Origin of the sequence: Campylobacter sp. RKI_CA19_01128 (genome assembly GCF_025771175.1) — a bacterium.
Classification (GTDB): domain Bacteria; phylum Campylobacterota; class Campylobacteria; order Campylobacterales; family Campylobacteraceae; genus Campylobacter_D.
On record NZ_JAKMPU010000004.1, the window covers coordinates 113,326 to 137,278 of the forward strand.

Below are 23,953 nucleotides of genomic sequence, written 5' to 3' on the forward strand. Positions count from 1 at the left end.
TAATTTTAAAAAAACTTTACACATTAAAAACTAATTTTTGATTTATTTTCTACTTTTTAATTTCATTTTATTTGTATTTTTGGAACACTTATTGCTTTATATCTGCATAAGCAATAGAAGATTGTGAGATATTCACAAAGCAATATTTTTTAAAGGATTTAATTATGATGAGATCTCTTTGGGCTGGGGTTTCTGGACTCCAAGCACACCAATACGCAATGGATGTAGAAGGTAACAACATAGCCAATGTTAATACATTTGGTTTTAAATATTCTCGTGCGGATTTCTCAACGCTTATGAGTCAAACTTCTAAGATAGCTACAGCTCCAGATGGTAACCTAGGTGGTAAAAACCCTATGCAAGTAGGACTTGGTTCAGGTGTAAATTCTACTACTAGAATTCACTCTCAAGGTAATATCCAAACCACAGATAAAAACACCGATATGGCTATCAATGGTGATGGATTTTTCATCGTTTCAAATGATGGTGGTACTACTCAGTATTATACCCGTGCAGGGGACTTTAAAACAGATGCGGTAGGAAATTTCGTAGATAATAACGGCTATACCGTTCAAGGTTGGAACTATAATCAAGAAACAGGACAAATTGACTCTTCAACCTCAGTAGGCGATATAGTGATCCCACCTGGTATGAGTATGCCTGCTAGACCAAGTACTTCAGTAAGCCTTACAGCAAATTTAGATAGTGGTAATACTCTAGGCACAAATGCTTCTGCTAAAAGACCTATTTATGCATTAGATTCTACTCATGGTAGGAGAGATGATATAGGTAAGCCTATAGATGAAAATGATACGGGGCATACTGAGTTTTACACTACTTCAAAAAGTGGAGCCCAAGTAACCGAAAAAGGTGTTGATATGGGTGTAGTATTTAATGCGCAAGGTGAGGGCTTAAACCTAAGAGATGGACAGGGTATGTGGGTAAGTTTTGCTGATGCTAAGTGGCAAGCACCTGCTTTTACGAATGCAGATTTACCTACTAATGCTACAGAGTTTAAGCCAGACACTAATTATACTTTTTGGGGTTATGAAGCAGCTGATGGAACAAAACATCCGGCGAAATTAGATATTACAATTAATGGTGTTAATATAGTAGCTGAGGGTATCGGTAGGGATACTTTTATTAATGCGATCAATGCTAAGACTTCAGAAACTGGCGTAGTAGCAGCTATAGTAGATGGTAAGATGACTTTTACTAATGATAATAGCACAGGAACTACAGCAAAATCAAAAAATTTGCATATCACAGTAAATGCAGCTGCTAATACTGCAGGACAAGTGTTAGCTACAAATAATACAGGACAACCTGCAACACCTGTTCCACCTGCAGGAGCAAATATTATAGGTAATGCAGCAAATCCTATAGAAGTCATCACAGCACATGAGTATATTTATAGTTCAAATAGTGTAGATATAGGGGCTAATCCTAATCCAGGTGCAGCTACGCAGCAAGAAGCTAATATGCCTAGTGCAAAAGGACAAAGAACCTTCCATACTACTGAAGATTTAAGAGAGCTTTTGCAAAGAGATGCTAGATATGCTGTAGATTATGATGGTAATGGAAGTATAGTTAATTGGCAGGCTGGTGGCGTTGGCGCTGATGCTAATCCTGGTGTAGAAGTAGTAGTAGAAAGTGATGGTAGATTTAAAATAACTAATCCGGCAGGTGATAATGCTAAGGATATGACTTTTAAAGTTACAGGCTATTCTAATGAAACTAATAAAATTTCTACTAATGATAAATTTACAGCGATGTTTAGCGCCTTAGATGGAAATTTCAATGCAGGTAATAATGAAAAATATTCTCAAGACATGTATCTTTCAGCTCATACTGCTAGTATAGAAATCTTTGACTCATTAGGAACTAGACATGAGCTAACCGTGCAATTTACCAAACAAGCTAAAACAGCAGATGGCGGGGCTGAATGGTCTATCATCATCTCAGTGCCTGAGCCTGCAGAGATTAATTTTAGTGGTGATGGAGCTCCAGGAAACATAGTAGTAGGAAATTTAAGATTTGGTAATGATGGCTCACTTCAAAGCTATACGCCAAATGTATTAAATTTCACAGGAAATAACGGCTCAAAACCTGATCAAGTTATAAAACTTGACTTTGGTACAACAGGTGGTTTTGATGGTTTAACAAGCTATGATAAAGACTCAGCTACCACTAAACAAGAAACTGATGGTTACACAGGGGGTAACTTAAAGCCAGATGCATTAAGAACTGATGAGAATGGTTATATCTATGGAGAATTTACAAATGGTAAAACTCTAGCTCTAGCTAAGGTTGCTCTAGCTACTTTCCCAAATAATATGGGTCTTGAAGAAATGGGTAATAACCTTTTCAAAGCAACAGCAAACTCAGGAACACCTACTATAGGCCATGCTGGCGAAGGTGGTAGAGGGGGCTTAAAAGGCTCAGCTATAGAAATGTCAAACGTGGATTTAAGTCGTGCATTAACTGAGCTTATCGTAATCCAAAGAGGTTATCAAGCAAACTCAAAAACGATTACCACAAGTGATCAGCTTTTAAATACTTTGCTTCAATTAAAACAATAATTCTAACCCAAGGTTTTAAAACCTTGGGATCAAGCTTTACAAGGTTATCAAGGTAGCCTTGTAATACTTGATAGCCTTGAAGCCTTCAATCTATTGCTAACTCACTTCTTTCTTGCCTTAAGGAGTGAGTAGCATGATTTGCATATCGACAAGTTAAAATAAAAATTTATAAACTTTGGTTTTTAAAATTTATCATTAATGGTTCTAGCCATTTAGTAGTTTCAAATACTTCTAGTTTATTGTTTTTAAATTCTAAGAGTTTTTTATAATTTTGGGTATTATCAAAAATAGTAATGTGATTACAAAATTTAGCAATGGTGTTAAAATTTTGTAAAGACTCATAGTATCTTTTTTCTATAAGTTCTTCTTTTATATCATGTCCACCTTTAGCAACGCGAATTTTAACTCTTTGTTTTGCTGTGCTTGGAGAGTCTAGTCCGATGTAGTAAAGATTTATAGTATAAGAATTTTTCTGTAGTTTTTTGAATAAAGATAAAATGCTAGTGCCACAAAGTGTGGTTTCTTGGTTAAAGTCATAAGCTTTTTTGATATAGTTTTCACGCATTTTAATGGCTATCCTTGAAGCTCTAAATTGATCTTCTTGATTTTTCCAATCCCCAAAGCTACTTACGATTTCATCGATGTTGATTCTAAGTCCAAAGTCTTTGTTTTTTTCAAGTTCATTATAATACAAGGTAGTTTTTCCAGATCCATTAACGCCTGCAAAAATAGTAGCTATTTTTTTCATTAATAAAGCCTTTATTGATTGATGAGAAATTTTAACATAAATTGTTTATAAGTGTTTTGAAAATAAATATAAAGTTTTTTGAAAAAGGTTCGATATAGTCAGTGAATCTTTTCAAAAATATTGCTTAATTAAGCGTGAGAAATCACGCTTAACTTCTTTTTGATTTTACTTAACTTTCTTTTGTTAATCAAACTCAGATAAGAAATCAAAGATAAAAATGCACAAGTTCCTAAAATAAGCGATAAAAATATAGGTGTATTGGCATTTAAAAGACTTACTAAAAATGCCATTATTCCCGCCATAGCAAATTGCGCTGCCCCTAAGAGTGCTGAAGCACTACCTGCATTTTGTTTTGATCTTGCCATAGCTAAAGTGGTGGTATTTGGCAGGATAAAACCTAAACTTGCTATGATAAAACACAAAGGAATTTCAAAAGCCCAAAAACCTAGATCAAAAGTTGCTCCTAAAATGAGTACAAAAGTTAAAAAAGTAATCATCATAAGCGCTCTTGGTAAAACATAATAAGGCGAGAGTTTAAGAACTATCCTTGCGTTTATATTAGCACATACAACAAAACTTAAAGCATGAGCTCCAAAAAGGGCTGCGTATTGTTGAGGGCTGAGTTCAAAAACACGAGTAAAAACAAAAGATGAACCGGTTAAATAAGCAAAAAATCCTGCAAAGATTAAATTCCCACAAAGCAAATACACCACAAAACGACGATCTTTTAAGATTTTTTTGTAACTTTTTGCAACTTCTTTGTGATTAAATTTCTTACCTTGGGTGTTGAGGTTGCTTTCTTTTAGAGCAAGAATAACAAGTAAAAATAAAATAAAACCTAAAATAAACAATGTCAAAAATATACTACGCCAAGAAAAAAACTCAAGTAAAATCCCACCAAAAGTAGGAGAGAGCATAGGAGCTAAAGAAGTAAAAACCATCATCAAAGCATAAACCCCCGCTGCTTCTTTAAGCTCAAAAACATCATTTACTATAGCTCTTGCTACAACTACACCCACACAACCTCCCAAAGCTTCAAAAAAACGCAAAGCTATAAAAGCATGAATGGAATCAACTAAAACACAAGCAATGCTTGAAGAAATAAAAAGAAAAAGTCCTATATACAAAGGTTTTTTTCTGCCATATACATCACTTAATGGCCCATAAAAAAGCTGACCCAAAGAAAAGGCTATAAAAAAACTTGCAAGAGAAAGTTGAGTGTAAAAAGAATTTGTTTGAAAGCTTTTTTCTACCTCATTTAAAGCAGGTAAATACATATCAGTTGAAAGTGGTGCTATGGCAGATAAAAAGCCTAGTATAAAAATGAGTTTGAGCTTTTCAAAACCTTTTATTTGAGTGCGTTTTTGCATACAAAATCCTAAAATATTTTTACCATTGTATAGCAAAAAGTCTAAAATAAACAATAATTTACATTTTTTAAAGGCAAATAAGATAAAATTAAATTAAAAAACAATCAAGGAAAAGTTATGAATATGCCTTTTAGTGATGAGGAATTAATCGAACCTGTAAAAGCAAGTTTGGCTAAAACTATGCATATTTTAGAAAATGATGGTGGTGGACTTGATTTTTTAGGGGTTAAAAATGGCGTGGTTTATGTGAAGCTAACCGGAGCTTGTCATGGCTGTCCAGCTAGTGGAACAACTTTAAAATATGGTTTAGAAAAACAGCTTAAAATCGACATACACCCAGATATTACTATAGTAAATTTAGCAGGCGGGGAAAGCGAATTTGCAAAATTATAAAAAAATAGCCATAGAATGCTTTTATAAAAAAGATTTTAAAAACGCTAAGATGTATTTTTCTCTTGCTTATGAAAAGCGTAAAAATAAAAGACTTTTAACTTTTATTAATATTTGTGATTTGGCATTAAAAAGTCCTGAAGAAGCTTTTGTGTTTTTTGAGTTTTTTATGCAAAATTATAAAAATACTAAAGTAGATAAAGACTTAGAAAAACTCATTAATCTTAGTCAAAGTGTGCAGTTTGAAGAAGAAAGTGAAGACTTTGAGGGGTTGAGTTATCAAGATTTTTTACTTAGTGAAGCAAAAGTTGGGTTTAAACAGGCTTTAGAAAATGTTATAATATCAAATAAACTTATCATTAATGATAAAGAAGATTTTGTGGATTTTTTAGAAAAACTTTTAGAGCATGGTTATAAAGATATGCTTGTAGCTTATATGGAAGATGTTTCGGTGCATTTTTATTCTAATTATAGATTTATCAAGCTTAGTGAGAAAATCAAGGAATTAAATTATGATAGTAAAGATTGAAAATACTTTCATTTGTGATAATTCTAATGAATGCGAAAAAGATTGTTTTTTCTTAAAAACTGCTCAAAATGAAAAATTTCTTCATCAAGCTTTAGAAAAACAAGCAAAAGTTATAAATATAGCTGAGTGCAAGAAACTTTTAAATATAGATGAAAATATAAAAATCATAGGCATTACAGGCACAAATGGCAAGACAACTACTGCGGGGGCTATTTATTCTATCTTGCTTGATTTAGGTTATAAATGTGCCTTGATGGGAACTAGGGGTAGTTTTATAAATGATAAAAATATCATTCCAAAAGGCTTAACTACTGCTCCTATTTTGCAAACCTTAGAGCTTTTATCTTTAGCAAGTAAGGAAAAATGTGAATTTTTAATTATGGAAGTAAGCTCACATGCTTTGGTACAAAACCGCATTGAAGGGCTTGAGTTTAAGGCTAAAATTTTTACAAATATCACTCAAGATCATTTAGATTTTCATGGAAGCTTTCAAAACTATCAAGCGGCAAAAGAAAGTTTTTTTACCGATGAGTGTATGAAATTTATCAATAAAGACGCAAAAGCTATAAATTTTAATGTCAAAGGTGCTTTTACTTATGGAGTAGAAAATCCAAGTTATTATCATATCAAAGCTTATGCTTTAAAAAATGGCATTGAAGCTGTGGTAAATTTTGGCAAAGAAACTTTTATGATTGATTCTTCTTTAGTGGGGCTTTTTAATCTTTATAATCTTTTGGCTGCAAGTGCTTGTGTGAATGAACTTGTTAAGCCAAATTTAAAAGAACTTGAAAAGGCCATTAGTAATTTTGGCGGCATTGAGGGTAGAATGCAAGTAGTTGCAAAAGATGTGATTGTGGATTTTGCTCATACGCCCGATGGTATAGAAAAAGTTTTAGATGCTTTAAAATATCGCGATTTGATTGTGGTTTTTGGAGCAGGGGGAGATAGGGATAAAACTAAGCGTCCATTAATGGCTAAAATCGCCAAACATTATGCTAAAAAACTCATCATCACAAGTGATAATCCACGCTCAGAAGAGCCTATGGATATCATTAATGATATTTTAAGTGGGATAGAAAAAGATGAGAGTGTTTTTATAGAATGCGATAGAAAAGAAGCGATAAAAAAAGCATTAGAGCTTAAAACGAAAAATGATTTTGTAGTGATTTTGGGTAAGGGTGATGAGACTTATCAAGAGATTAAAGGAGTAAAATATCCTTTTAATGATAAAGAAGTGGTATTAGAGATATTAAAAGAAGGAAAATAAATGTTTGAAAATATGGATTTTTCTAAAATGGGTGAGCTTTTAACTAAGGCTCAAGAAAAAGCAAATGAATTAGAGCAAGAAGCTTTAAAAAAAGAATTTAGCGCAAAAAGTGGCGGTGGTTTAGTAAAAGTTAGCGCTAATGGAAAAGGTGAAATCATCGATATAAATATTGATGATTCTTTGCTTGAAGATAAAGAATCTATGCAAATTTTATTAATCGCAGCGATGAATGATGTGATGAAAATGGTAGAACAAAATAAAAAATCAATGGCTAGTAATTTATTTAGCGGAATGGGAATGCTATGAGAATTTTACTTTGTATTTTGGGTATAACTGGTGTACTTTTTGCTGTGCCAAGACCGACTTTTAATGATTTTTTGGGTTGTTATGAAAAAAATAAAGCTAGTATGTTAATTTATGAAGGCTTACCTGCTTTTGCTTTAAATGAAAACACCCTAGCAGTAGTTAAAACTAAAAATGCAAAATTAAACAGCTATACTAAATATGATCCTTATTTAAATTTATATTTAGTAAAAACTGATTTTAGTTTAATCCCAGCACCTATGGGAAATGAAGAAGAATTAACACGCAATAGCTGGGTGGGAATTTTAGATAATAATCAAAGCTACATAGGGCATTTGAAGTATTTTGGACAAAGTTTAACAGAGCGTGATCAACTTGATTTTACTTCTAAAATCGGAGAGCTTAACTCACCATGTTGTAAAATGCTTGGTATAAGCTTAGAAGATGGCAAACTTATAGGTAATCGCTATTTAAAACACTTTGCAAAATATCCTGATGTTTATTGGGGTGATATAGGTGTGGATTTTGATATGCGTGATGGCAAAATTTATGTTAAAAATGTACGTAAAAATGGACAATTTTTACTTAATGATGAGCTTGTGAGTGTAGATGGACAAGTTTATGATGATATAAGAAAATTAAATGAGAAAATTTTATTTGCTGATCGTGGTGCAACTTTGTATTTTAATATGCTAAGGGATAATAAAGATGTCAATATTTCTACGACAGTTTTTGATAAAGATTTGGGTATATTTGCTAAGCCTAAAAAAGTAGTTCAAGCTAAGCCAACTTCTTTTTATAGCAATCTAGGATTGCGCGTAGATATGAAAATGAATATTACAGAGGTAACTCCAAATTCTAAAGCGCAAATGGCTGGATTTTTAAAAGGGGATAAAATTTTAAGAATTAATAATCAAAAAATCAACAATTTCAATGAGCTTCAAACCATATTAACTCAAGCTAATACTTTTGATGTTTTAGTTTCAAGACAAGCAAGCAATATCCCTTCAGCGAAAAATAATGATTTTGAGCATTTTAATAAAGGATACTTTGACTTTTTTATAAGGCTAAATAAGTGATTTTAGAAAAATTCAAACAACATTTAGAGCAAAATTTTCCTAAAACTCAAAGCTTTCATCCATTTTTCAATGAGGCTTTAAAATGGATGTTAGAAGCTGGTGGGAAGCATTTTAGAGCCCAACTTCTTTTGGGTATAGTTAATGCTAAAAATCCTGCTTTGTTTGAAAAGGCTTTAAATGCAGCTTTGGCTTTGGAATTTATCCATACTTACTCTTTAATACATGATGATTTGCCTGCCATGGATAATGCTTCTTTACGCAGAGGAAAGCAAACTTTACACAAAAAATATGATGAAACTACGGCTATTTTAGTAGGCGATGCTTTAAATACCCAAGCTTTTTTACTACTTTCAAGACTTGATTTAAAAGAAAATATTAGATTAAAACTCATAGAAACTTTAGCTTTTAATGCAGGGCTTGGTGGTATGATCATTGGTCAGGCTATTGATTGTTATTTTGAAGATATACCTTTAAATTTAGAACAAGTTGAGTTTTTGCATATTCATAAAACTGCAAGATTGATTGCAGCAGCTTTAAAAATGGGCTGTGAAATTTGTGAATTAGAAGAAAAAGAATGTGAGCAAATTTATGAAATAGGGCTTTTGATAGGATTAGTTTTTCAAATCAAAGATGACATTATCGATGCGACTTTAGAAACGCAAGAAGCAGGAAAGCCAACTCATAATGATTTGCATAAAAATTCTTTTGTAAAACTTTTGGGTTTAGAAGGTGCTAAAAAGGCAAAAGATGATAAAATAGCTTTATGCGAAGAAAAAATGAAAAATTTAGATTCTAAGCTTGCTAATGAGCTTCAAATTTTGATTGATAAATATTTAAAAGGTTAAACAATGTTACAAAAACAAGCCAACACTATAAGATTTTTATGTGCGGATATGATACAAAAGGCAAATTCAGGCCATCCAGGTGCACCTATGGGTTTAGCAGATATTATGAGTGTTTTAAGTACTCATTTAGTGCATAATCCAAAAGATCCTACATGGTTAAACCGCGATAGATTAGTCTTTTCAGGCGGTCATGCAAGCGCTTTGCTTTATAGCTTTTTACATTTGAGTGGTTATGATGTAAGTTTAGAGGATTTAAAAAATTTCCGTCAATTACACTCTAAAACCCCAGGTCATCCTGAAATTTTTACCCCAGGTGTTGAAATTGCTACAGGACCTTTAGGACAAGGCATTGCAAATGCGGTTGGTTTTGCTATGGCGGCTAAAAAAGCAAGTTTGCTTTTGGGCGAGGATATTATCAATCACAAAGTATATTGTTTATGTGGTGATGGAGATTTACAAGAAGGAATTTCTTATGAGGCTTGTTCTTTAGCAGGACTTCACAAACTTGATAATTTAATCATCATTTATGATAGTAATAATATTTCAATCGAAGGTGATGTGGCTATTGCCTTTAATGAAAATGTAAAAGAGCGTTTTAGAGCGCAAAATTTTGAAGTGCTTGAGATAGATGGGCATGATTTTGAGCAAATTGATTTAGCATTAAAAACAGCTAAAGAAAGTAAAAAACCTTGTTTAATTATCGCTCATACTACCATAGCTAAAGGAGCTTTGGAGCTTGAAGGAAGTCATCATTCTCACGGAGCGCCTTTGGGTGAAGAGCTTATTAAAAAAGCAAAAGAGGCTTTAGGTTTTGATCCACAAAAAACTTTTGAAATTCCAGAAGAAGTTAAAATTCGCTTTAATGCCGCAATAGAGCTTGGAGATTTAGCACAAGCTAAGTGGAATCAAAAAGTGCAAAATTTAAATGCAGAAAAACAAGCATTGCTAAAAGAGCTTTTAGAGCCTGATTTTTCAAAAATACAATTTCCTGATTTTAAAGGAAAAGATCTAGCTACTAGAGATAGCAATGGTATGATTTTAAATACTATCGCTAAAGCTTTACCGGGATTTTTAGGTGGTAGTGCAGATTTAGGTCCATCAAATAAAACCGAGCTTAAAGATATGGGGGATTTTCCAAATGGAAAAAATATCCACTATGGAATAAGAGAGCATGCAATGGCTGCTATATCAAATGCTTTTGCTAGATATGGTTTGTTTTTGCCTTATTGTGCTACCTTTTTTATATTTAGTGAGTATTTAAAACCTGCTGCAAGAATAGCAGCTTTGATGAGGGTTAAACACTTTTTCATTTTTACTCATGATAGTATAGGGGTTGGCGAAGATGGCCCAACGCACCAACCTATAGAGCAACTTAGCACTTTTAGAGCTATGCCAAATTCATTGACATTTAGAGTAGCTGATGGGGTTGAAAATGTCAAAGCATGGCAGATTGCACTTAAAACTAATATGCCAAGCGTTTTTGTTTTATCACGTCAAAAATTAAGCGCTTTAAGCGAGCCTGTTTTTGGAGATGTGGAAAATGGGGCTTATTTATTAGAAGAAAACGCAAATGCGCAATTTACACTTTTAGCAAGCGGTAGTGAAGTATCATTATGTTTAAAAGTAGCTAAGGCTTTAAAAGAAAAAGGTGTGATTGCTAATGTGGTTTCTATGCCTTGTTATGAATTATTTATCGCTCAAGAAAAATCTTATAAAGAAAGAATTTTACAAGGTAAGGTTATAGGCGTGGAAGCTGCAAATTCAAACGAGCTTTATAGAATTTGTGATGAGCTTTATGGTATAGAAAGTTTTGGTGAGAGTGGTAAAGATAAAGATGTATTTGAGCATTTTGGATTTAGTGAGGAAAAATTAAGCTCATATGTTTTAAGTTTATGTAATGAAAAATAAAATCATCAAAGACATTAAAAATCAAGAATGCATTTTTAGCGTCTTTGGTATATGGGATAAAACTAGCGTAGGAAAATTGGAAAAATTAGATTTTCCTACTCAAAAAAATATTATTTTTGATTTTACAAATTTAGATTTTATAGATACTGCTGGGATTAGGTATTTTCTAGCTTTAGAAAATGAACTTAAGCAAAAAGGTTTTGAACTTAGTAGAGTAAATCTTAAAAGTGAACATGCTAAGCTTTTTGAACTTTGTCAAAAACACTATAAAAGTTTTCATAATTCTCATGAAAATAAAAAAACAATCAAAGATTTTTTTGAAAATTTAGGAAAAAAGGTTGTTGAATCTTTTACGCTTTTGGTGCAGTTTTTAAATTTCATAGGACTTATTATTTATACTTGTTTTAAAACACTTTTAAACCCTAAAAAACTTCGCTTTAAGGCATTTTTATACCATGTAGAAAATAGTGCTATTAATGCTTTGCCTATTATTATGCTAACCTCATTACTTGTGGGTGTGGTGCTTGCTTATCAAGCTGCGTATCAACTTGCACAATTTGGAGCTAATATTTACATTGTCGATTTAATGGGAATTTCTGCTACTAGAGAACTTGCACCATTAATTAGTGCTATTGTTATAGCTGGTAGGAGTGCAAGTTCTTATACAGCTCAAATTGGAGTGATGAAACTTACTGATGAAATTGATGCGATGAAAACTATGGGTTTTAAAGAAAGTGAGTTTATCATTTTACCTAGAGTTTTAGCCTTAGCACTTGCCATGCCTTTAGTGGTAATAGTAGCTGATATTTTAAGTATTATAGGTGGAATTGTAGTTGCTTGGTTTAGTTTAGAAATTAGTGCGAGTGAGTTTATGAGTCGCTTTAAAGAAGCAGTGGAGCTTAAACATATCATCATAGGACTTATAAAGGCACCTATTTTTGGATTTTTGATTGCTTCTATTGCTTGTTTTAGAGGATTTTTTGTGCAAAAAACCACCGAAAGTATAGGTGTTTATACGACAAAAAGTGTTGTAAATGCTATTTTTTGGGTGATAGCTTTTGATGCGATTTTTTCTGTATTTTTAACAAAGGCTGGATTTTGATTATAAAGGCTAAAGATATCAGCACTTATTTTGGAAGTAAATGTGTACATGAAGATATTAGCTTTGAAGTGCAAGATAATGAAATTTTTGGCATTTTAGGTGGTAGTGGTAGTGGCAAATCTGTACTTTTAAGACAAATGTTAATGCTTGAGCATTTTGACAAGGGTGAGTATGAAATTTTAGGCAAGAGATTAAAAAATATAAGCGATGAAGATGCTTTATTTTTACAAAAACAATGGGGTGTTGTTTTTCAATATGGAGCATTATTTAGCTTTTTTAATATACTTGAAAACATTAGTATACCTTTAGTTGAATATACAAAACTTAACAAAAACGATATCAAAGAAATAGCCATGATGAAGCTTAAGATGGTGGGGCTTGATGAGAGTGTAGCTAAGCTTTATCCAAGTGAATTAAGTGGGGGTATGAAAAAAAGAGTGGCCATAGCTAGAGCTTTGGCGCTTGATTCTAAATTGCTTTTTTTAGATGAGCCAACTTCGGGGCTTGATCCTTATAGTTCGAGAGAATTTGATGAGTTGCTTTTGAGTTTAAAACAAAGCTTTAAATTATGTGTGATTTTAATTACTCATGATAAAGAAAGTATGAAAAATGTATTAAATCGCTTTTTGATTATAGAGAATAAAAAAGTTGGTTTTTTGGGAAATGTTGAGGCCTTGCAAGAGCAAAATCCAAGACTTTATGAGAGGTTTATGCAATAATGGAAAATAAAGCAAATTATATTTTGATCGGAATTTTTGTTTGTGTGTTATTTTTTATCAGTTTGTTTTTTATAGTGTGGTATGGAAATTTAAAAGATGAAAAATCTTTTAAATATTATGAAATTTATATGGAAGAATCAGTTGCAGGGCTTAGTGTCAAAGCTCCGGTTAAATTTTTAGGAGTGGATGTTGGAAGTGTTGAAAATATTAGCATAGATAGTTCAAGTAATCAACTAAGAGTTAAAATCTTAGTCAAGCTTGATTCTGATTTAGCGGTTAAAACAGATACTTATGCAAGCTTACAAATTCAAGGTATAACAGGATTTAAGTTTATTCAGCTTGCAGGAGGTAGCGAGGAAGCTAGTGTTTTAAAAGCAGATGGTGATGTATATCCTATTATAAAATCAAAAGAAAGTTTTTTTGCAAGCATAGATAAACAAACTTCAAATTTATTAGAATTAATTACCAGTTCAAAAATAAAACTAGAAAGTCTTTTAAGTGATAAAAATTTAAAAAACATAGAGCGTATTTTACAAAATACATCTGAGTTTTCTGCGTATTTAAATACTAAAACACCAGTATTTTTGGAAAATTTAAATAAAACAAGCTCTAAACTTGGTAAAAGTTCAGATGATTTTTCAAATTTTTTAAATAATGCTAATGGCCAACTTAATGAGCTTAATAAAAGTAGAATGCTTTTAAATGAAAATCTAGATATTTTAAGAGTTTTGTTTTTAGATTTTACACAATTATTAAAAAATTTAAAGCAAAATCCTTCAGATGTGATTTATAAAGATAAAGTTATTCAATATGCTCCAGGAGAATAAAATGAAATTTTTATATATTAGTTTAATAGCTATTTTTTTCAGTGCTTGTTCTTTGATTAGTCCAAATCAAACTTTGCCTGCAAATAAATATTTTAGCATTAATTTAGAAAAGCTAGAGCAAAGTCAAAATAAAGTAAAAAATTCTACCATCATGGTTTCTTTACCTAAGGGCTTATCTTATACTAATGAAATTTTTTATAAAAAAAATCATATTGTTAATGCTTATGTTTATCATTTTTGGAAAGAAAATCCTGCTTTGATGATTAAAACTTTTTTGGAATTTCATTTGCAAGATTTAGGAGTATTTAAAGCGATTTTAAATCAAGATAGTCTAGCTAGTGCTGATTATGTTTTAGAAAGTAAAGTAGATATTTTAGAGCAAGATTTTAGTGATGAGGTGCATTCTAAAATAAAATTAGGCATTAATTTAAATTTGGTGCAAATAAACACTAAAAAACTTATAGCAAGTAAGTATTTTTACTACGAAAAAGAATTAAATGATAATAATCCCCAAAATTTAATCCAAAACTACGATGAGGTTTTTTTACTTTTTGCTAAAGATTTTAGAGTTTGGGTAGATCAAAATTTGGAATAAAAAATGCTTTTCTTGTTGTAGCAATAACAAGGAAGGTGTATTATGAGAGATGAATTAGAAATCTTACAAAAGCATTTAGGACAAGTAGGTTCAAATATAGATGGTGCAAATTTAAAGCATCAAACACAAAAATTTAGCGAAGATATTACCGATGCAAATGATTTTGTTGGTGCTTTGCAAATTTTAGATTCTTCGTTGAAAAAAATTTCAAAACTTTTAGAAGATAAAAATTATGAAGATGTGCAAGATAAAGTATTAATTGCAAGTGAAAGTTTAAAAATAGTAGATAATTGCTCGTTTTTAGGAAATGCTTTATTTGATAATAATTATAATGTAAATGTAGGCTCAAAGGCTTTTGCTTTTGAAATTTACAACCCTTTAAAAATTTTAGAAACTAGTGATTATGAAGGTATGAAAGCTTATATAATAGATAAAAGAGAAGAAATAGCTTCTATGCTTAGCGAGCTTGCAGTGGCTATTGCTACTTATAGTCCTAGTCAAAGTTTTGGCGGATCAAGCCATGATTTTATGAATGATTTAGATTTTACTAAGCTTTTTAAATAATACTAAAGGCAAAAAGCCTTTAGTATGTGTATTATTTAATAACTCCACAAGCCATTCTAGCGCCACCACCGCCAAGTGCTGCAGGATGATCGCTATGATTATCTCCTCCAAAATGTATCATTAAAGAGTGATTTTTAAGCTCATCAAGAGTTTTGATTTTTGGTGCTAATACAGGATTAGTTGCTTTGCCATCTTTTTCTACATAAAGTGGTGGTAAATCACCTCTGTGGCCTTTATCATCCCATGGACTTGAGTGTGCGTCAGTTTTTTCAGGATCCCAGTGACCACCAGCCTTCATACCTAAACCCTTATCAGTTGCTCCACAATCAGCGTTTGCATGAACATGAAAACCATGAATTCCACTTTCTAAACCTTGAAGATTTGGGTAAAATGCTACCCCATAAGGAGTTTGTACTGCTACTACTTCACCTGCGTTTTTGTTGGCATTTTTGTCAAGAATTTCCATTTTGATAACTAAATGATCTTTTTGTGCTTTTGGATCAAAATTTTCCAAATTTGCCCCAATTAAAAAACTTGATGCTAGTAAAGATCCTAGAATTATTTTTCTCATTTTCTCTCCTTTTGTTAAAAATTATTTTATTGTAGCATATATTATTAATAAAAAGTATTTTTTGATAAATAATATAATATAGAAGTAAAAATGAGGGTTTAAGTAAAACTTTTAAGCCTTTTGGCTTAAAAGTCAAATAATTCTCCAAGCCAACTTTCTTTTTTCTTATATTTATAACCACTATTGTGATGGTAGTTTGCTTGTTGGTTGTAATTTGGTTGTTGAGATTGTTGTGGCGTGCTTTGAGATGTACTTCTTTCTATGATTTTATCAAGTTCACCACGATCAAGCCAAACACCACGGCATTTTGGACAATAATCAATCTCAACTCCATTTCTTTCGCTCATTAATAAAGCTGTATTTGCACAAACTGGGCAATTCATATTTATCCTTTATAAAAAATTTCATTAAAGTATATAGGCTTAAAGTAAATTATGAGTTTAAATCCCAATCAATAGGACTTTTGCCAAGTTTTAATAAAATTTCATTGCTTTTTGAAAAATGTTTACAACCTAAAAAAGCATTCCTTGCTAAAGGTGATGGATGTGCTGCTTCTAGGATAAAGTGTTTTTGAGGGTTGATTAAAACTTTTTTATTTTTAGCATAATTTCCCCAAAGCAAAAACACTAATCCCTCTTTTTCATCGCTAAGTTTTGATATAACTGCATCGGTAAATTTTTGCCAGCCAAAATGTGCATGTGAAGCAGGTTTGTTTGCTTCTACGCTTAAGATAGAGTTTAAAAGTAAAATTCCTTGTTTAGCCCATTTGCTAAGATCTCCATGCCTTGCTATAGGAATGTTTAAATCATCTTGTAATTCTTTGTAGATATTAAGCAAAGATGGAGGAATTCTAACTCCCATTGGTACGCTAAAGCTTAAACCCATAGCTTGATGAGGGTTGTGATAAGGATCTTGTCCTAAAAGTATGATTTTTAAATCCTGTAAAGGAGCTAGGTTAAATGCATTAAAGATTAAATTTGCTGGCGGATATATAGTTTTTCTTTCGCTTAAGGCATTGATATAATGAGTTTTTATCTCTAAAAAATAAGGTTTTAAAAACTCATCTTTTAAAAATTCTTTCCAAGTTTGTTCTATTTTTATTTTTTCTAAACAAATATCCATTTTTATCCTTACCAAGAAAGTATAAACTCACTTCCCTCATTTTCTTTGCTTAAAACTTTAATGTTGATATTGTTTTTATCAGCTATTTGCTTGACTAAGTTTAAACCTATGCCAAAGCCACCTTGATCTTGATTAAAGCGTTTATAGCGTGTAAAAATTTGAGCTATTTCCTTAGTACTCATACCTTGACCTTCATCTTTAATGGTAAGTGTTTTTTCTTTTAAGTAAATATAGATTTTTTTATGAGCATTGGTGTATTTTATGGCATTGCTTAAAAGATTATCGATTAAAATTTGCATTTCTTCTTTATTAGCATAAAAGTTTTGCTCTAAAAGATTTTTTTCAATGATGAGATTTTTTTGCGTGATTAAAGTTTCAAAGTATTCTAACCTTTGTTCCAAAAGCTCTTTTAAATTGATATCTTCTTTTGTATTTTCTTTTTGCAAGAAAAAATTCAAGGCTATGAGATTTTGATAGATGTGGTTTAAATTTTTACTTGCTAGTTTGATATGATTTAGTTTTTTTATGTTATTTGGATTTAAATTTGTATCATCAAATTTTTTAATACTAGCTAAAATCACACTTAAAGGCGTATTAATTTCGTGCGTAGTGTCTTTGATAAAATCATTAAGTGCTTTAAATTGTTCTTTGATATTTTTAAAGACAAGTAAGATGAGTATATAAGCAACCATAGCAAGCAACAAAATACATATAAGAGTATAAAAAATAGTTTTTAATTTTAATTTCCAAAGTTCATCGGCAAAATCATTGATGTCTAGATTATTATAATTATCTTTGCGGTATTGCTCTTTTTTAAAACCAAGATCATCAGTTTCTATAATGATATGAATATTTTTATGTCTTAAGAAATGAGAATGGTGTTTTGGTTTTTTTAGATTACTTGTGTCTATATAGGTGTTGAGATTTCTAATCCTTGAAAAATCTATAAATAATCTTTTGTTTTCATTGTAAATAAAATCATTTTTTTTAAGTTGTGTTAATATTTTTAAAGCATCGAAAGTTAAATTGCTAAAAATAACTTGGTTATTTGCGATAATGGCAAATTGAGTGTTGAGTCTTTTGGATATATAGGAAAAATCTTCTTGATTTAAATATGTTCTATCGTGTCTTGCTTCGATGATATTTTGCAAAATATAATTATAGTGAGTGTATGAATGTGTTATTTGATTTAATCGTATGTAGTTTGCTTCTTTTTGATAAAAAGTGATAAAAAAAATTGTTAGAAATACACCACTTGTGATGATATAAAGGGCTAGAATTTTAAAAATAGTATTATTAAAATTTTCACTTTTCATTTTCTAGCCTTATGGCATAGCCTATGTTTCTTTGATTGATAATAAGGTCTTTGCCAAGAATTTTTCTTAAATTTTTTACATAAACTCTAAGGCTCATAATTGCTGGCTCTTCATCCAAACTCCAAATTTCATCAAAAATGGTTTCTATGCTTACAAAGTGTGGGCGTTTTTTTAAAAGCAAGGCTAAGAGCTCTTTTTCTTTGTTGGTAAGATTGATGATTGTTTTATCTTGATAAAGAGTTTTATTAAGCGGATCAAAAGAAATATTTTTTGAGGAGTTAAGCAAAATCAAATCTTCTTTTTGGTGGCTAAAATTTCTTTTAATGATATTTTTGACACGGATAATTAATTCATCTATATCAAAAGGCTTTTTAATATAATCATCACAACCTGATAAAAATCCTTGTTTTACATCATCAAGCATAGATAAAGAAGTTAAAAATATAGCAGGGGTGTTTTTAGCACTTTCTCTTAATTCTTTTAAAACTTCAAAGCCGTTGCCTTTTGGAACTTTAACATCAAAAATCCAAAGATCAAAATTTTCTTCATAAGCTTTTTCTAGTGCCTCTTGTGCATCATATACACAAGAGACTTTAAAGCCCTCATCACTTAAGGCTTCGTTTATAATTTCATTTAAACTTAAATCATCTTCTAAGAGCAGAATTTTTGCTGCCATTTTATCTCATCGGACAATTTGCATGGTGTGATCTTAAACCATGATGATTTTTATGGGAATGGGCATTGTTGTAATGATGCAAATTTAACTCTCTTATTTCTTTGCCGCTCATTTCATCGGTTAGTTTTTGCATATCTTCTTGAACGATAACTCTTCTTTGGTTTCTTTCTTGAGTAGAAAGTTTAGAGATGTTTTCGTGTAAATTAGCTCTAAATTGTTGATGAAAATCTTTTGCATCTTTGTATTTCATTTCATTCATTCTTTTTTTCATCTCAATAACCAAATCAGCTTGATCTTGCGCTTTTACACTTTTTGCAAGATTTAAAATCTCATCATTGCTTTTTTTGGAAAAATCAGCTCCTATGGCAAATGAAGCAGCCAAAGAACCCACTATAAATAAACTTACAATTTTTTTCATTGTTTCTCCTTTAAATTAATGATGAGAAATTATAAAAGCTCAAAATAAAGCCAAAATGAAATTTATTGACAAACAAAAAGTACATTAGCTTTTAAGTTTTGTTCTTCACTTTTGATAATAGGCAATACAACACTATCTGCACTAGCTGCTAAATTTGGGGAGTTGTATTTAACATTGCAACTATCAAAATGAATATTTTTTATCATGCAAGTTTTTGCTAGAGTTTTAGAATAATATTGAGCCTTTTCAAAAGCTTTTTTAAATGCAAGATCATATAAATCTTCTTTGTTTGCTTCTAAAATAGCTTTATCAAAACCAGCTTGTAAGGCTTTGGTGTTAAAAGAAATTAAAGCATTGGTAGCACTAATATTTTCTATATCTTTTATAAGATTTTCATAGTCTTTATTTTTGTTTTGCGGGATTTGACAAGTAAAATTAGAGTGTAATCTATATCCATTTAATGTTTTTACTCCTTGATAGTAATTATAACTTGGTTCTAAAGTATAACTTCCACCTTTACAATAATTTTCTTTAGCAATACGATCTGAGATTTCTTTAAATGTTTTAGCAATATGATTTTTTTCTTCACTAGAAACAATGGTTTTTTTACTAAGCTCCTCGCTAGCACTAAAATTTAAAGTAGCATTAAAGATATTTGGCATAATTTCATTAGATACTTCTATGTTTCTTGAAAATTCTATATTTTGTTTATCGTGATTTTTTAAGCCTAAAAATTCAGTGTTAAAAACCACTCCTAGTACAAATAATATCAAACAAAGTAGTCCTAAGCCTAAGCCTTTTAAAAAACTTTTCATTTTTGCTCCTTTTTAAAAATATTTTTTTAATTTTAACATAAAGCCTTTAAGAATAGATTGTATAATTTTTGAAAAATAAAGAAAGTCTTGATGCAAAAAATTCATAAAAGTATTTTAAAATGGTATGAACAAAATGGCAGGAAAAGCCTTCCTTGGCGTATTTTACACGAAGAGTATAGAAAATATGGTAGCGAGGATGATTTAAAAAAACTAAAAAATATTGATATTGCTTATGCTGTTTATGTTAGTGAGATTATGCTTCAGCAAACTCAGGTAAAAAGTGTTTTACAAAATTATTATTTTCAGTTTTTAGCTAAATTTCCTTCTTTAAAAGTACTTTCTATGGCAAGTGAAGATGAGGTTTTAAAAGCTTGGCAAGGACTTGGGTATTATACCAGAGCTAGAAATATGCACAAATGCGCAAAAATTTGTGTGCAAGAATTTGATGCAAAATTACCATTTGAGATTAAAGAGCTTCAAAAACTTCCTGGTATTGGAGAATATACAGCCGGAGCTATAGCTTGTTTTGGCTTTTTGCAAGCTAAGTCTTTTGTGGATGCAAATATTAAAAGAGTTTTGAGTAGATTTTATGGCTTACAAAATCCAAACTCTAAGATTTTAGTGCAAAAAGCAAAAAAGTTTTTAAACCATGATAATGCATTTGATCATAATCAAGCTTTGCTAGATATAGGGGCTTTGGTTTGCTTGCCTAAAAATGCAAAATGTGAAATTTGTCCTTTAAAGGGTTTTTGTGCTGGAAAAAATGAACATGAAAAATTTAACTCATCTAAAAAAATTCAATATGAAAACATTGTTTTAAAAATACTTATAGTGCAAAAAAATGAGCAATTATTACTTGTTAAAAGTGAGGAAAAATTGTATTTTAATATGTATAATTTTTTAGAATATAAAAATCAAAAAAAAGCAAAATTTATAGGAGAATTTAAACATTCTTATACTAAATATAAAATCAATGTTATGGTGTATTTTTTAAAAGATGATGATTTTGAAGATTTAAAAGCAAAAGCATTTTCTTATAAAGATTTAGAGCATCTTGCTCTTTCAAAACTTGCTCTAAAAACACTTGAGCTTTTTAAAAAGAGTGATTATGCATTTTGAGAAAATTTATATAGAATTAAGTGATATTTGCGGGTTAAAATGTGATTTTTGTCCTAGCCAAAAAGCCCAAAGAAAACAAATGAGCCTTGAAAATTTTGAAAAAATTTGCAAAAGCGTGCATAATCATGCCAAGCTTTTTACTTTTCACGTGCTTGGAGATCCTTTAAGGATTTTAAATTTAACGGAGTATCTAAAAATAGCTTTAAAATTTAATATGCAAATAGAGCTTACTACAAGTGGGTTTTATTTTGATGATGAGAAGATAAAACTCATTTTAGACTCTAAAAACGTACGACAAATCAATATTTCCTTAGGTGCTTTTTTATCTCAAAGTAAAATGAGTTTAAAAGAATACTTTGAGCCTATTTTGAAGCTTATTTTTTTGCACTTAGAAAATAAAAATAATTCTTTTATTAACCTAAGACTTTGGAATTTAGATAAAAATTTCAACCCACCTTTGGAAAATGAGAAAATTTATGATTTTTTAGAGCAAATTTTTAAAATAAAAATTCAAAAGCAAAAAGCTAAAAATCGCTTAGAAAGGCATATTATCTTACACCAAGCTAGGCTTTTTAAATGGCCTTCTTTGAAAGATGAGGTTGTTAGAGAGAAAGGGTTTTGTCATGCTTTAAATGGGCAAATTGCTATTTTAAGTGATGGAACTTTAGTGCCTTGTTGTTTGGATACTAAAGGGGATATAAAACTAGGAAATTGCTTTGAAAAAGATTTTAATGAGCTTTTAAATTCGTCTTTATATATGGAATTAAAAGAAGGATTTAAGCAAGGAATTTTAAAAGCCGAGCTTTGCAAAAGGTGTGAGTTTTTAGAGGCTAAAAACCTAAATTAACTCCACCCTCATTGTTGATTTGATAGTTTGCGTCTAAACCTTGCTCTGTTTCTTCTTCTTGATCGTCTTTAGAATGTTTAAAAATATCTTCTGTAATTTTTGTAGCAATACCCCTAAGGGCTTTTTGCTTGCTTGAATTGCTTGTAGAGCTCATTTTAAACTCTAGAGTATTAGAAGATTTGCTTTCATTTGTAGCAAATTCTATTAAGCGATAATCAATGATAATATCATAAGATTGAGTGTTGTTTTCATTTTGTATTTGTTGTATTTTTGGGTTTAAAATGAGCAAAAAATCAGCTTCTAAAGTCTTATAAAGCTTTACAAGTTCTTCATCGCTTGAATTTTTGGAAAGCAAAAATTTTTCCTGATTATAAAGATCAAGATTTGTTTTGTCTAAGATTTTAAATTTTTTATTCTGAAGTAAAACACTTAAAAGTTCTTGTTCAAATTTGGCTGAAAGTCCAGTTTTGATTCTATTAATGATGATTAGAGAGCTTTTGTTTTCAAGACTTTTGTCGCTATAAAGTTTTTTATAGATTAAAACTTTTGCATGAAATTCACTTTGATTTGTTTGAGTTAGAGACTTTATATCATAACTATTAAAAACACCATTACTAACAAAGTCAAGTTCTTCATCATAACCTATATTAAAATTTCCATTAAAATTAAATTCAAATTTTTTTAATTTGACTTGTTTTAAACCTTCTGTTTTTCCCAAGGCATCATTAATAGCGTTTTTAATCGCTTCACTTCTTGTATTTCCAAAGCCTTCTCCAAGGCTTTCTTTGTTTAAAACAGCCTGTGCTTGATAAGTACAAACAAGACTTAAAAAAAGTATAAGTAGTTTTTTTATCATAACTATTCTCTTTTTGTTTTTAAATAATAAAATAAATATTTTATTTTTATTTTAACATTATAAAGTTTAATCATATCTTGACTGCAAATTTTATACTCAAGATTAAATACCCAGAAAGTCTATAAAATTTTTATTATAAATTTAAAAAAATAAGTTATAATTTTTAATTTTAGAGAGGTGTCCGAGCGGTCGAAGGAGCACGCCTGGAACGCGTGTGTGGGGCAACTCACCGAGGGTTCGAATCCCTTCCTCTCTGCCACTATGCACTTTTGTTATACTGACTTCCTATGTAATCTTGTGATACATTTTGTGTGTATGATTTTATAGCTTTGGAATTTGAATTTGTTTTTTCCTCATTCTCATTTTCGCTTTTTTCATTTTGTGCTTTTAGTTCTTCTGCCTTTATCTTAGCTTGTTCAGCGCGTGCGTCATTTTGTATTTGCATAGCATTAGCTGCTACTTTGTAATCTTGTGGGCTAGGATCAGCTGGTGCCATAGCTGCAGCAATTACTTGCATTGCATTTGCTATAGTTTCTTCAGGAGTATTACCTTTTTGCATTCTTATAGGCACTTCCCCTTCGACTGCATACATTTTATTATCAGGACCTCTTGTATAGCCAAAGCTCGCAGCACCAGCTAAAGCTCCACCAGCTGCTTGGTGGGCTGCTTCATGAGCTCTTACTTCTCTGTCGATTTTCTCAAGTTCTCGTACTTGTTTTACTTCCTCGTTGCTTAAGTCTTTGCCATTGACTTTTTGAGTTTTTTCATCTTTTTCTTGATTGTTATCATTTTCTTTTATTTGCTGTGGATTTTCTTTTTCTGAAATGTTTTCTTTGGTTTCTTCTTTGTCTTTGTTTTGATAAGGATTTTGTGTATAAAAAGCATTGTTATAACTTGAGCTTATTTGCATAAAAATCCTTTCTAATATAATTTCATATTTTTATCACAAAAAAGTTGAAAAATTTATAAAATAAATGTTTTATAAAATGTTAAGCAAAATAAAGTATAATTTTAACTTCTTTTTTATGTCAGGGTAGCTCAGCTGGCTAGAGCGCTGGTCTCATAAGCCGGAGGTCGGGAGTTCAAGTCTCCCCCTTGACACCATCTAGCTTTCAAAAAAACATTTTCCAATGATTTTTTAGTATTTTGATGATATTTTTGCAAATTTCTTTCTTTTTGCTTTCTTCTATTTGTAGTTTATCTAAAAAAGTTTCTTCAAGAGTGTTAACAAGTCGCGCGCATTCTTTTACATCAAATGTTTTTGATTCATTTAAAGATGACAATGCTTTTAATAATAAATCTTTATATTCCATAAGAGTTTTAATTTCTACCTCTGAAAGTTGAGCTAACAGAGATAGAAATTGCATAAAATTGTAAAATGGCAA

Annotated in this window: 27 protein-coding genes and 2 tRNA genes; 17 read left to right on the forward strand and 12 right to left on the reverse strand. The window is 30.7% G+C overall.

Translation table 11 applies throughout. From position 1 onward, the window contains the following. The first annotated feature begins 164 nt into the window (after positions 1-164). Positions 165-2,582, forward strand: coding sequence for a flagellar hook protein FlgE (gene flgE / locus L8U98_RS04320; protein ID WP_263725025.1), 2,418 nt, complete (start codon positions 165-167; stop codon positions 2,580-2,582). A gap of 166 nt (positions 2,583-2,748) precedes the next feature. Here the strand turns inward: flgE and L8U98_RS04325 are convergent, their stop codons facing one another. Beyond that, positions 2,749-3,330 carry a zeta toxin family protein gene (locus L8U98_RS04325; RefSeq protein WP_263725026.1) on the reverse strand — a complete coding sequence of 194 codons (582 nt, stop codon included), beginning with the start codon at positions 3,328-3,330 and terminating at the stop codon, positions 2,749-2,751. Between the two features lie 128 nt (positions 3,331-3,458). Continuing rightward, a complete protein-coding gene (locus tag L8U98_RS04330) occupies positions 3,459-4,700 on the reverse strand; it encodes a multidrug effflux MFS transporter (protein ID WP_263725027.1) in 1,242 nt (413 codons plus the stop codon). A gap of 123 nt (positions 4,701-4,823) precedes the next feature. Here L8U98_RS04330 and L8U98_RS04335 point away from each other — a divergent pair, with 123 nt between their 5' ends. From L8U98_RS04335 to L8U98_RS04390, 12 genes are read left to right on the forward strand one after another with little or no spacing between them, the layout of a single operon-like run. Further along, positions 4,824-5,093 (forward strand): iron-sulfur cluster biogenesis protein NfuA, encoded by a 270-nt coding sequence (locus L8U98_RS04335; RefSeq protein WP_039619526.1) that lies wholly within the window; start codon positions 4,824-4,826, stop codon positions 5,091-5,093. Continuing rightward, a complete protein-coding gene (locus tag L8U98_RS04340) occupies positions 5,080-5,619 on the forward strand; it encodes a hypothetical protein (RefSeq protein WP_012660862.1) in 540 nt (179 codons plus the stop codon). Before L8U98_RS04335 ends, L8U98_RS04340 begins: the two co-directional genes overlap by 14 nt. After that, entirely contained in the window at positions 5,603-6,886 is a 1,284-nt protein-coding gene (locus L8U98_RS04345; protein ID WP_263725028.1) for a UDP-N-acetylmuramoyl-L-alanyl-D-glutamate--2,6-diaminopimelate ligase, read from the forward strand. The genes L8U98_RS04340 and L8U98_RS04345 overlap by 17 nt, the downstream gene beginning before the upstream one ends. Next, a complete protein-coding gene (locus tag L8U98_RS04350) occupies positions 6,887-7,192 on the forward strand; it encodes a YbaB/EbfC family nucleoid-associated protein (protein WP_039617208.1) in 306 nt (101 codons plus the stop codon). It abuts the gene before it with no gap. Further along, positions 7,189-8,268 carry a PDZ domain-containing protein gene (locus tag L8U98_RS04355; RefSeq protein WP_263682928.1) on the forward strand — a complete coding sequence of 360 codons (1,080 nt, stop codon included), beginning with the start codon at positions 7,189-7,191 and terminating at the stop codon, positions 8,266-8,268. The genes L8U98_RS04350 and L8U98_RS04355 overlap by 4 nt, the downstream gene beginning before the upstream one ends. After that, positions 8,268-9,113: a polyprenyl synthetase family protein gene (locus tag L8U98_RS04360; RefSeq protein WP_263725043.1), complete on the forward strand. Its 846-nt coding sequence runs from the start codon at positions 8,268-8,270 to the stop codon at positions 9,111-9,113. The genes L8U98_RS04355 and L8U98_RS04360 overlap by 1 nt, the downstream gene beginning before the upstream one ends. 3 nt (positions 9,114-9,116) lie before the next feature. After that, positions 9,117-11,021 carry a transketolase gene (gene tkt / locus L8U98_RS04365; protein WP_263725029.1) on the forward strand — a complete coding sequence of 635 codons (1,905 nt, stop codon included), beginning with the start codon at positions 9,117-9,119 and terminating at the stop codon, positions 11,019-11,021. 1 nt (position 11,022) lies between these two features. Then, on the forward strand, positions 11,023-12,123 hold the full coding sequence (locus tag L8U98_RS04370; RefSeq protein ID WP_412175043.1) for an MlaE family lipid ABC transporter permease subunit: 1,101 nt from the start codon (positions 11,023-11,025) through the stop codon (positions 12,121-12,123). Continuing rightward, the gene (locus tag L8U98_RS04375; RefSeq protein ID WP_263725031.1) at positions 12,120-12,842 is read left to right on the forward strand and encodes an ABC transporter ATP-binding protein; all 723 of its coding nucleotides are present in this window, start codon (positions 12,120-12,122) and stop codon (positions 12,840-12,842) included. Before L8U98_RS04370 ends, L8U98_RS04375 begins: the two co-directional genes overlap by 4 nt. Continuing rightward, on the forward strand, positions 12,842-13,669 hold the full coding sequence (locus tag L8U98_RS04380; protein WP_263682935.1) for an MlaD family protein: 828 nt from the start codon (positions 12,842-12,844) through the stop codon (positions 13,667-13,669). Before L8U98_RS04375 ends, L8U98_RS04380 begins: the two co-directional genes overlap by 1 nt. 1 nt (position 13,670) lies before the next feature. Then, positions 13,671-14,264, forward strand: a complete 594-nt coding sequence (locus L8U98_RS04385) for a hypothetical protein (RefSeq protein WP_263725032.1) — start codon at positions 13,671-13,673, stop codon at positions 14,262-14,264. A gap of 42 nt (positions 14,265-14,306) precedes the next feature. After that, a complete protein-coding gene (locus L8U98_RS04390; protein ID WP_263663750.1) occupies positions 14,307-14,828 on the forward strand; it encodes a flagellar FLiS export co-chaperone in 522 nt (173 codons plus the stop codon). Positions 14,829-14,859: 31 nt separating this feature from the next. Here L8U98_RS04390 and L8U98_RS04395 read toward each other — a convergent pair whose 3' ends face one another. The 7 genes from L8U98_RS04395 to L8U98_RS04425 all read right to left on the reverse strand — a co-directional run bounded on the left by L8U98_RS04395 (position 14,860) and on the right by L8U98_RS04425 (position 19,746). Further along, positions 14,860-15,399 (reverse strand): superoxide dismutase family protein, encoded by a 540-nt coding sequence (locus tag L8U98_RS04395; RefSeq protein WP_263725033.1) that lies wholly within the window; start codon positions 15,397-15,399, stop codon positions 14,860-14,862. 125 nt (positions 15,400-15,524) lie between these two features. Next, positions 15,525-15,782: a zf-TFIIB domain-containing protein gene (locus L8U98_RS04400; RefSeq protein WP_263663752.1), complete on the reverse strand. Its 258-nt coding sequence runs from the start codon at positions 15,780-15,782 to the stop codon at positions 15,525-15,527. A gap of 49 nt (positions 15,783-15,831) precedes the next feature. After that, the gene (gene ung / locus L8U98_RS04405) at positions 15,832-16,521 is read right to left on the reverse strand and encodes a uracil-DNA glycosylase (protein ID WP_263702446.1); all 690 of its coding nucleotides are present in this window, start codon (positions 16,519-16,521) and stop codon (positions 15,832-15,834) included. 8 nt (positions 16,522-16,529) lie between these two features. Continuing rightward, the gene (locus tag L8U98_RS04410; protein ID WP_263725034.1) at positions 16,530-17,837 is read right to left on the reverse strand and encodes a sensor histidine kinase; all 1,308 of its coding nucleotides are present in this window, start codon (positions 17,835-17,837) and stop codon (positions 16,530-16,532) included. Then, complete coding sequence (locus tag L8U98_RS04415) at positions 17,827-18,513, reverse strand: response regulator transcription factor (RefSeq protein ID WP_263708734.1); 687 nt, start codon at positions 18,511-18,513, stop codon at positions 17,827-17,829. The genes L8U98_RS04410 and L8U98_RS04415 overlap by 11 nt, the downstream gene beginning before the upstream one ends. A gap of 1 nt (position 18,514) precedes the next feature. Continuing rightward, entirely contained in the window at positions 18,515-18,931 is a 417-nt protein-coding gene (locus tag L8U98_RS04420) for a DUF1104 domain-containing protein (protein ID WP_263725035.1), read from the reverse strand. Between the two features lie 62 nt (positions 18,932-18,993). Continuing rightward, entirely contained in the window at positions 18,994-19,746 is a 753-nt protein-coding gene (locus tag L8U98_RS04425; RefSeq protein WP_263725036.1) for an SIMPL domain-containing protein, read from the reverse strand. A gap of 75 nt (positions 19,747-19,821) precedes the next feature. Here L8U98_RS04425 and mutY point away from each other — a divergent pair, with 75 nt between their 5' ends. Both mutY and L8U98_RS04435 read left to right on the forward strand, forming a co-directional pair. Continuing rightward, entirely contained in the window at positions 19,822-20,865 is a 1,044-nt protein-coding gene (gene mutY, locus L8U98_RS04430) for an A/G-specific adenine glycosylase (protein ID WP_263725044.1), read from the forward strand. Beyond that, the gene (locus L8U98_RS04435; RefSeq protein WP_263725037.1) at positions 20,855-21,712 is read left to right on the forward strand and encodes a radical SAM/SPASM domain-containing protein; all 858 of its coding nucleotides are present in this window, start codon (positions 20,855-20,857) and stop codon (positions 21,710-21,712) included. The genes mutY and L8U98_RS04435 overlap by 11 nt, the downstream gene beginning before the upstream one ends. On the opposite strand, the gene L8U98_RS04440 is transcribed toward L8U98_RS04435, so the two are convergent. Next, on the reverse strand, positions 21,696-22,568 hold the full coding sequence (locus tag L8U98_RS04440) for a hypothetical protein (protein WP_263725038.1): 873 nt from the start codon (positions 22,566-22,568) through the stop codon (positions 21,696-21,698). The two genes, L8U98_RS04435 and L8U98_RS04440, sit on opposite strands and share 17 nt — an antisense overlap. A gap of 171 nt (positions 22,569-22,739) precedes the next feature. Here L8U98_RS04440 and L8U98_RS04445 point away from each other — a divergent pair. Beyond that, a tRNA-Ser gene (locus tag L8U98_RS04445) sits at positions 22,740-22,827 on the forward strand. On the opposite strand, the gene L8U98_RS04450 is transcribed toward L8U98_RS04445, so the two are convergent. Then, on the reverse strand, positions 22,828-23,478 hold the full coding sequence (locus tag L8U98_RS04450; protein WP_263725039.1) for a putative metalloprotease CJM1_0395 family protein: 651 nt from the start codon (positions 23,476-23,478) through the stop codon (positions 22,828-22,830). It lies immediately after the preceding tRNA gene. Between the two features lie 117 nt (positions 23,479-23,595). Between L8U98_RS04450 and L8U98_RS04455 the strand changes: the two genes are divergently transcribed. Further along, positions 23,596-23,672, forward strand: a tRNA-Met gene (locus L8U98_RS04455). 8 nt (positions 23,673-23,680) lie between these two features. Here the strand turns inward: L8U98_RS04455 and L8U98_RS04460 are convergent. Next, a complete protein-coding gene (locus L8U98_RS04460) occupies positions 23,681-23,953 on the reverse strand; it encodes a hypothetical protein (protein ID WP_263736911.1) in 273 nt (90 codons plus the stop codon).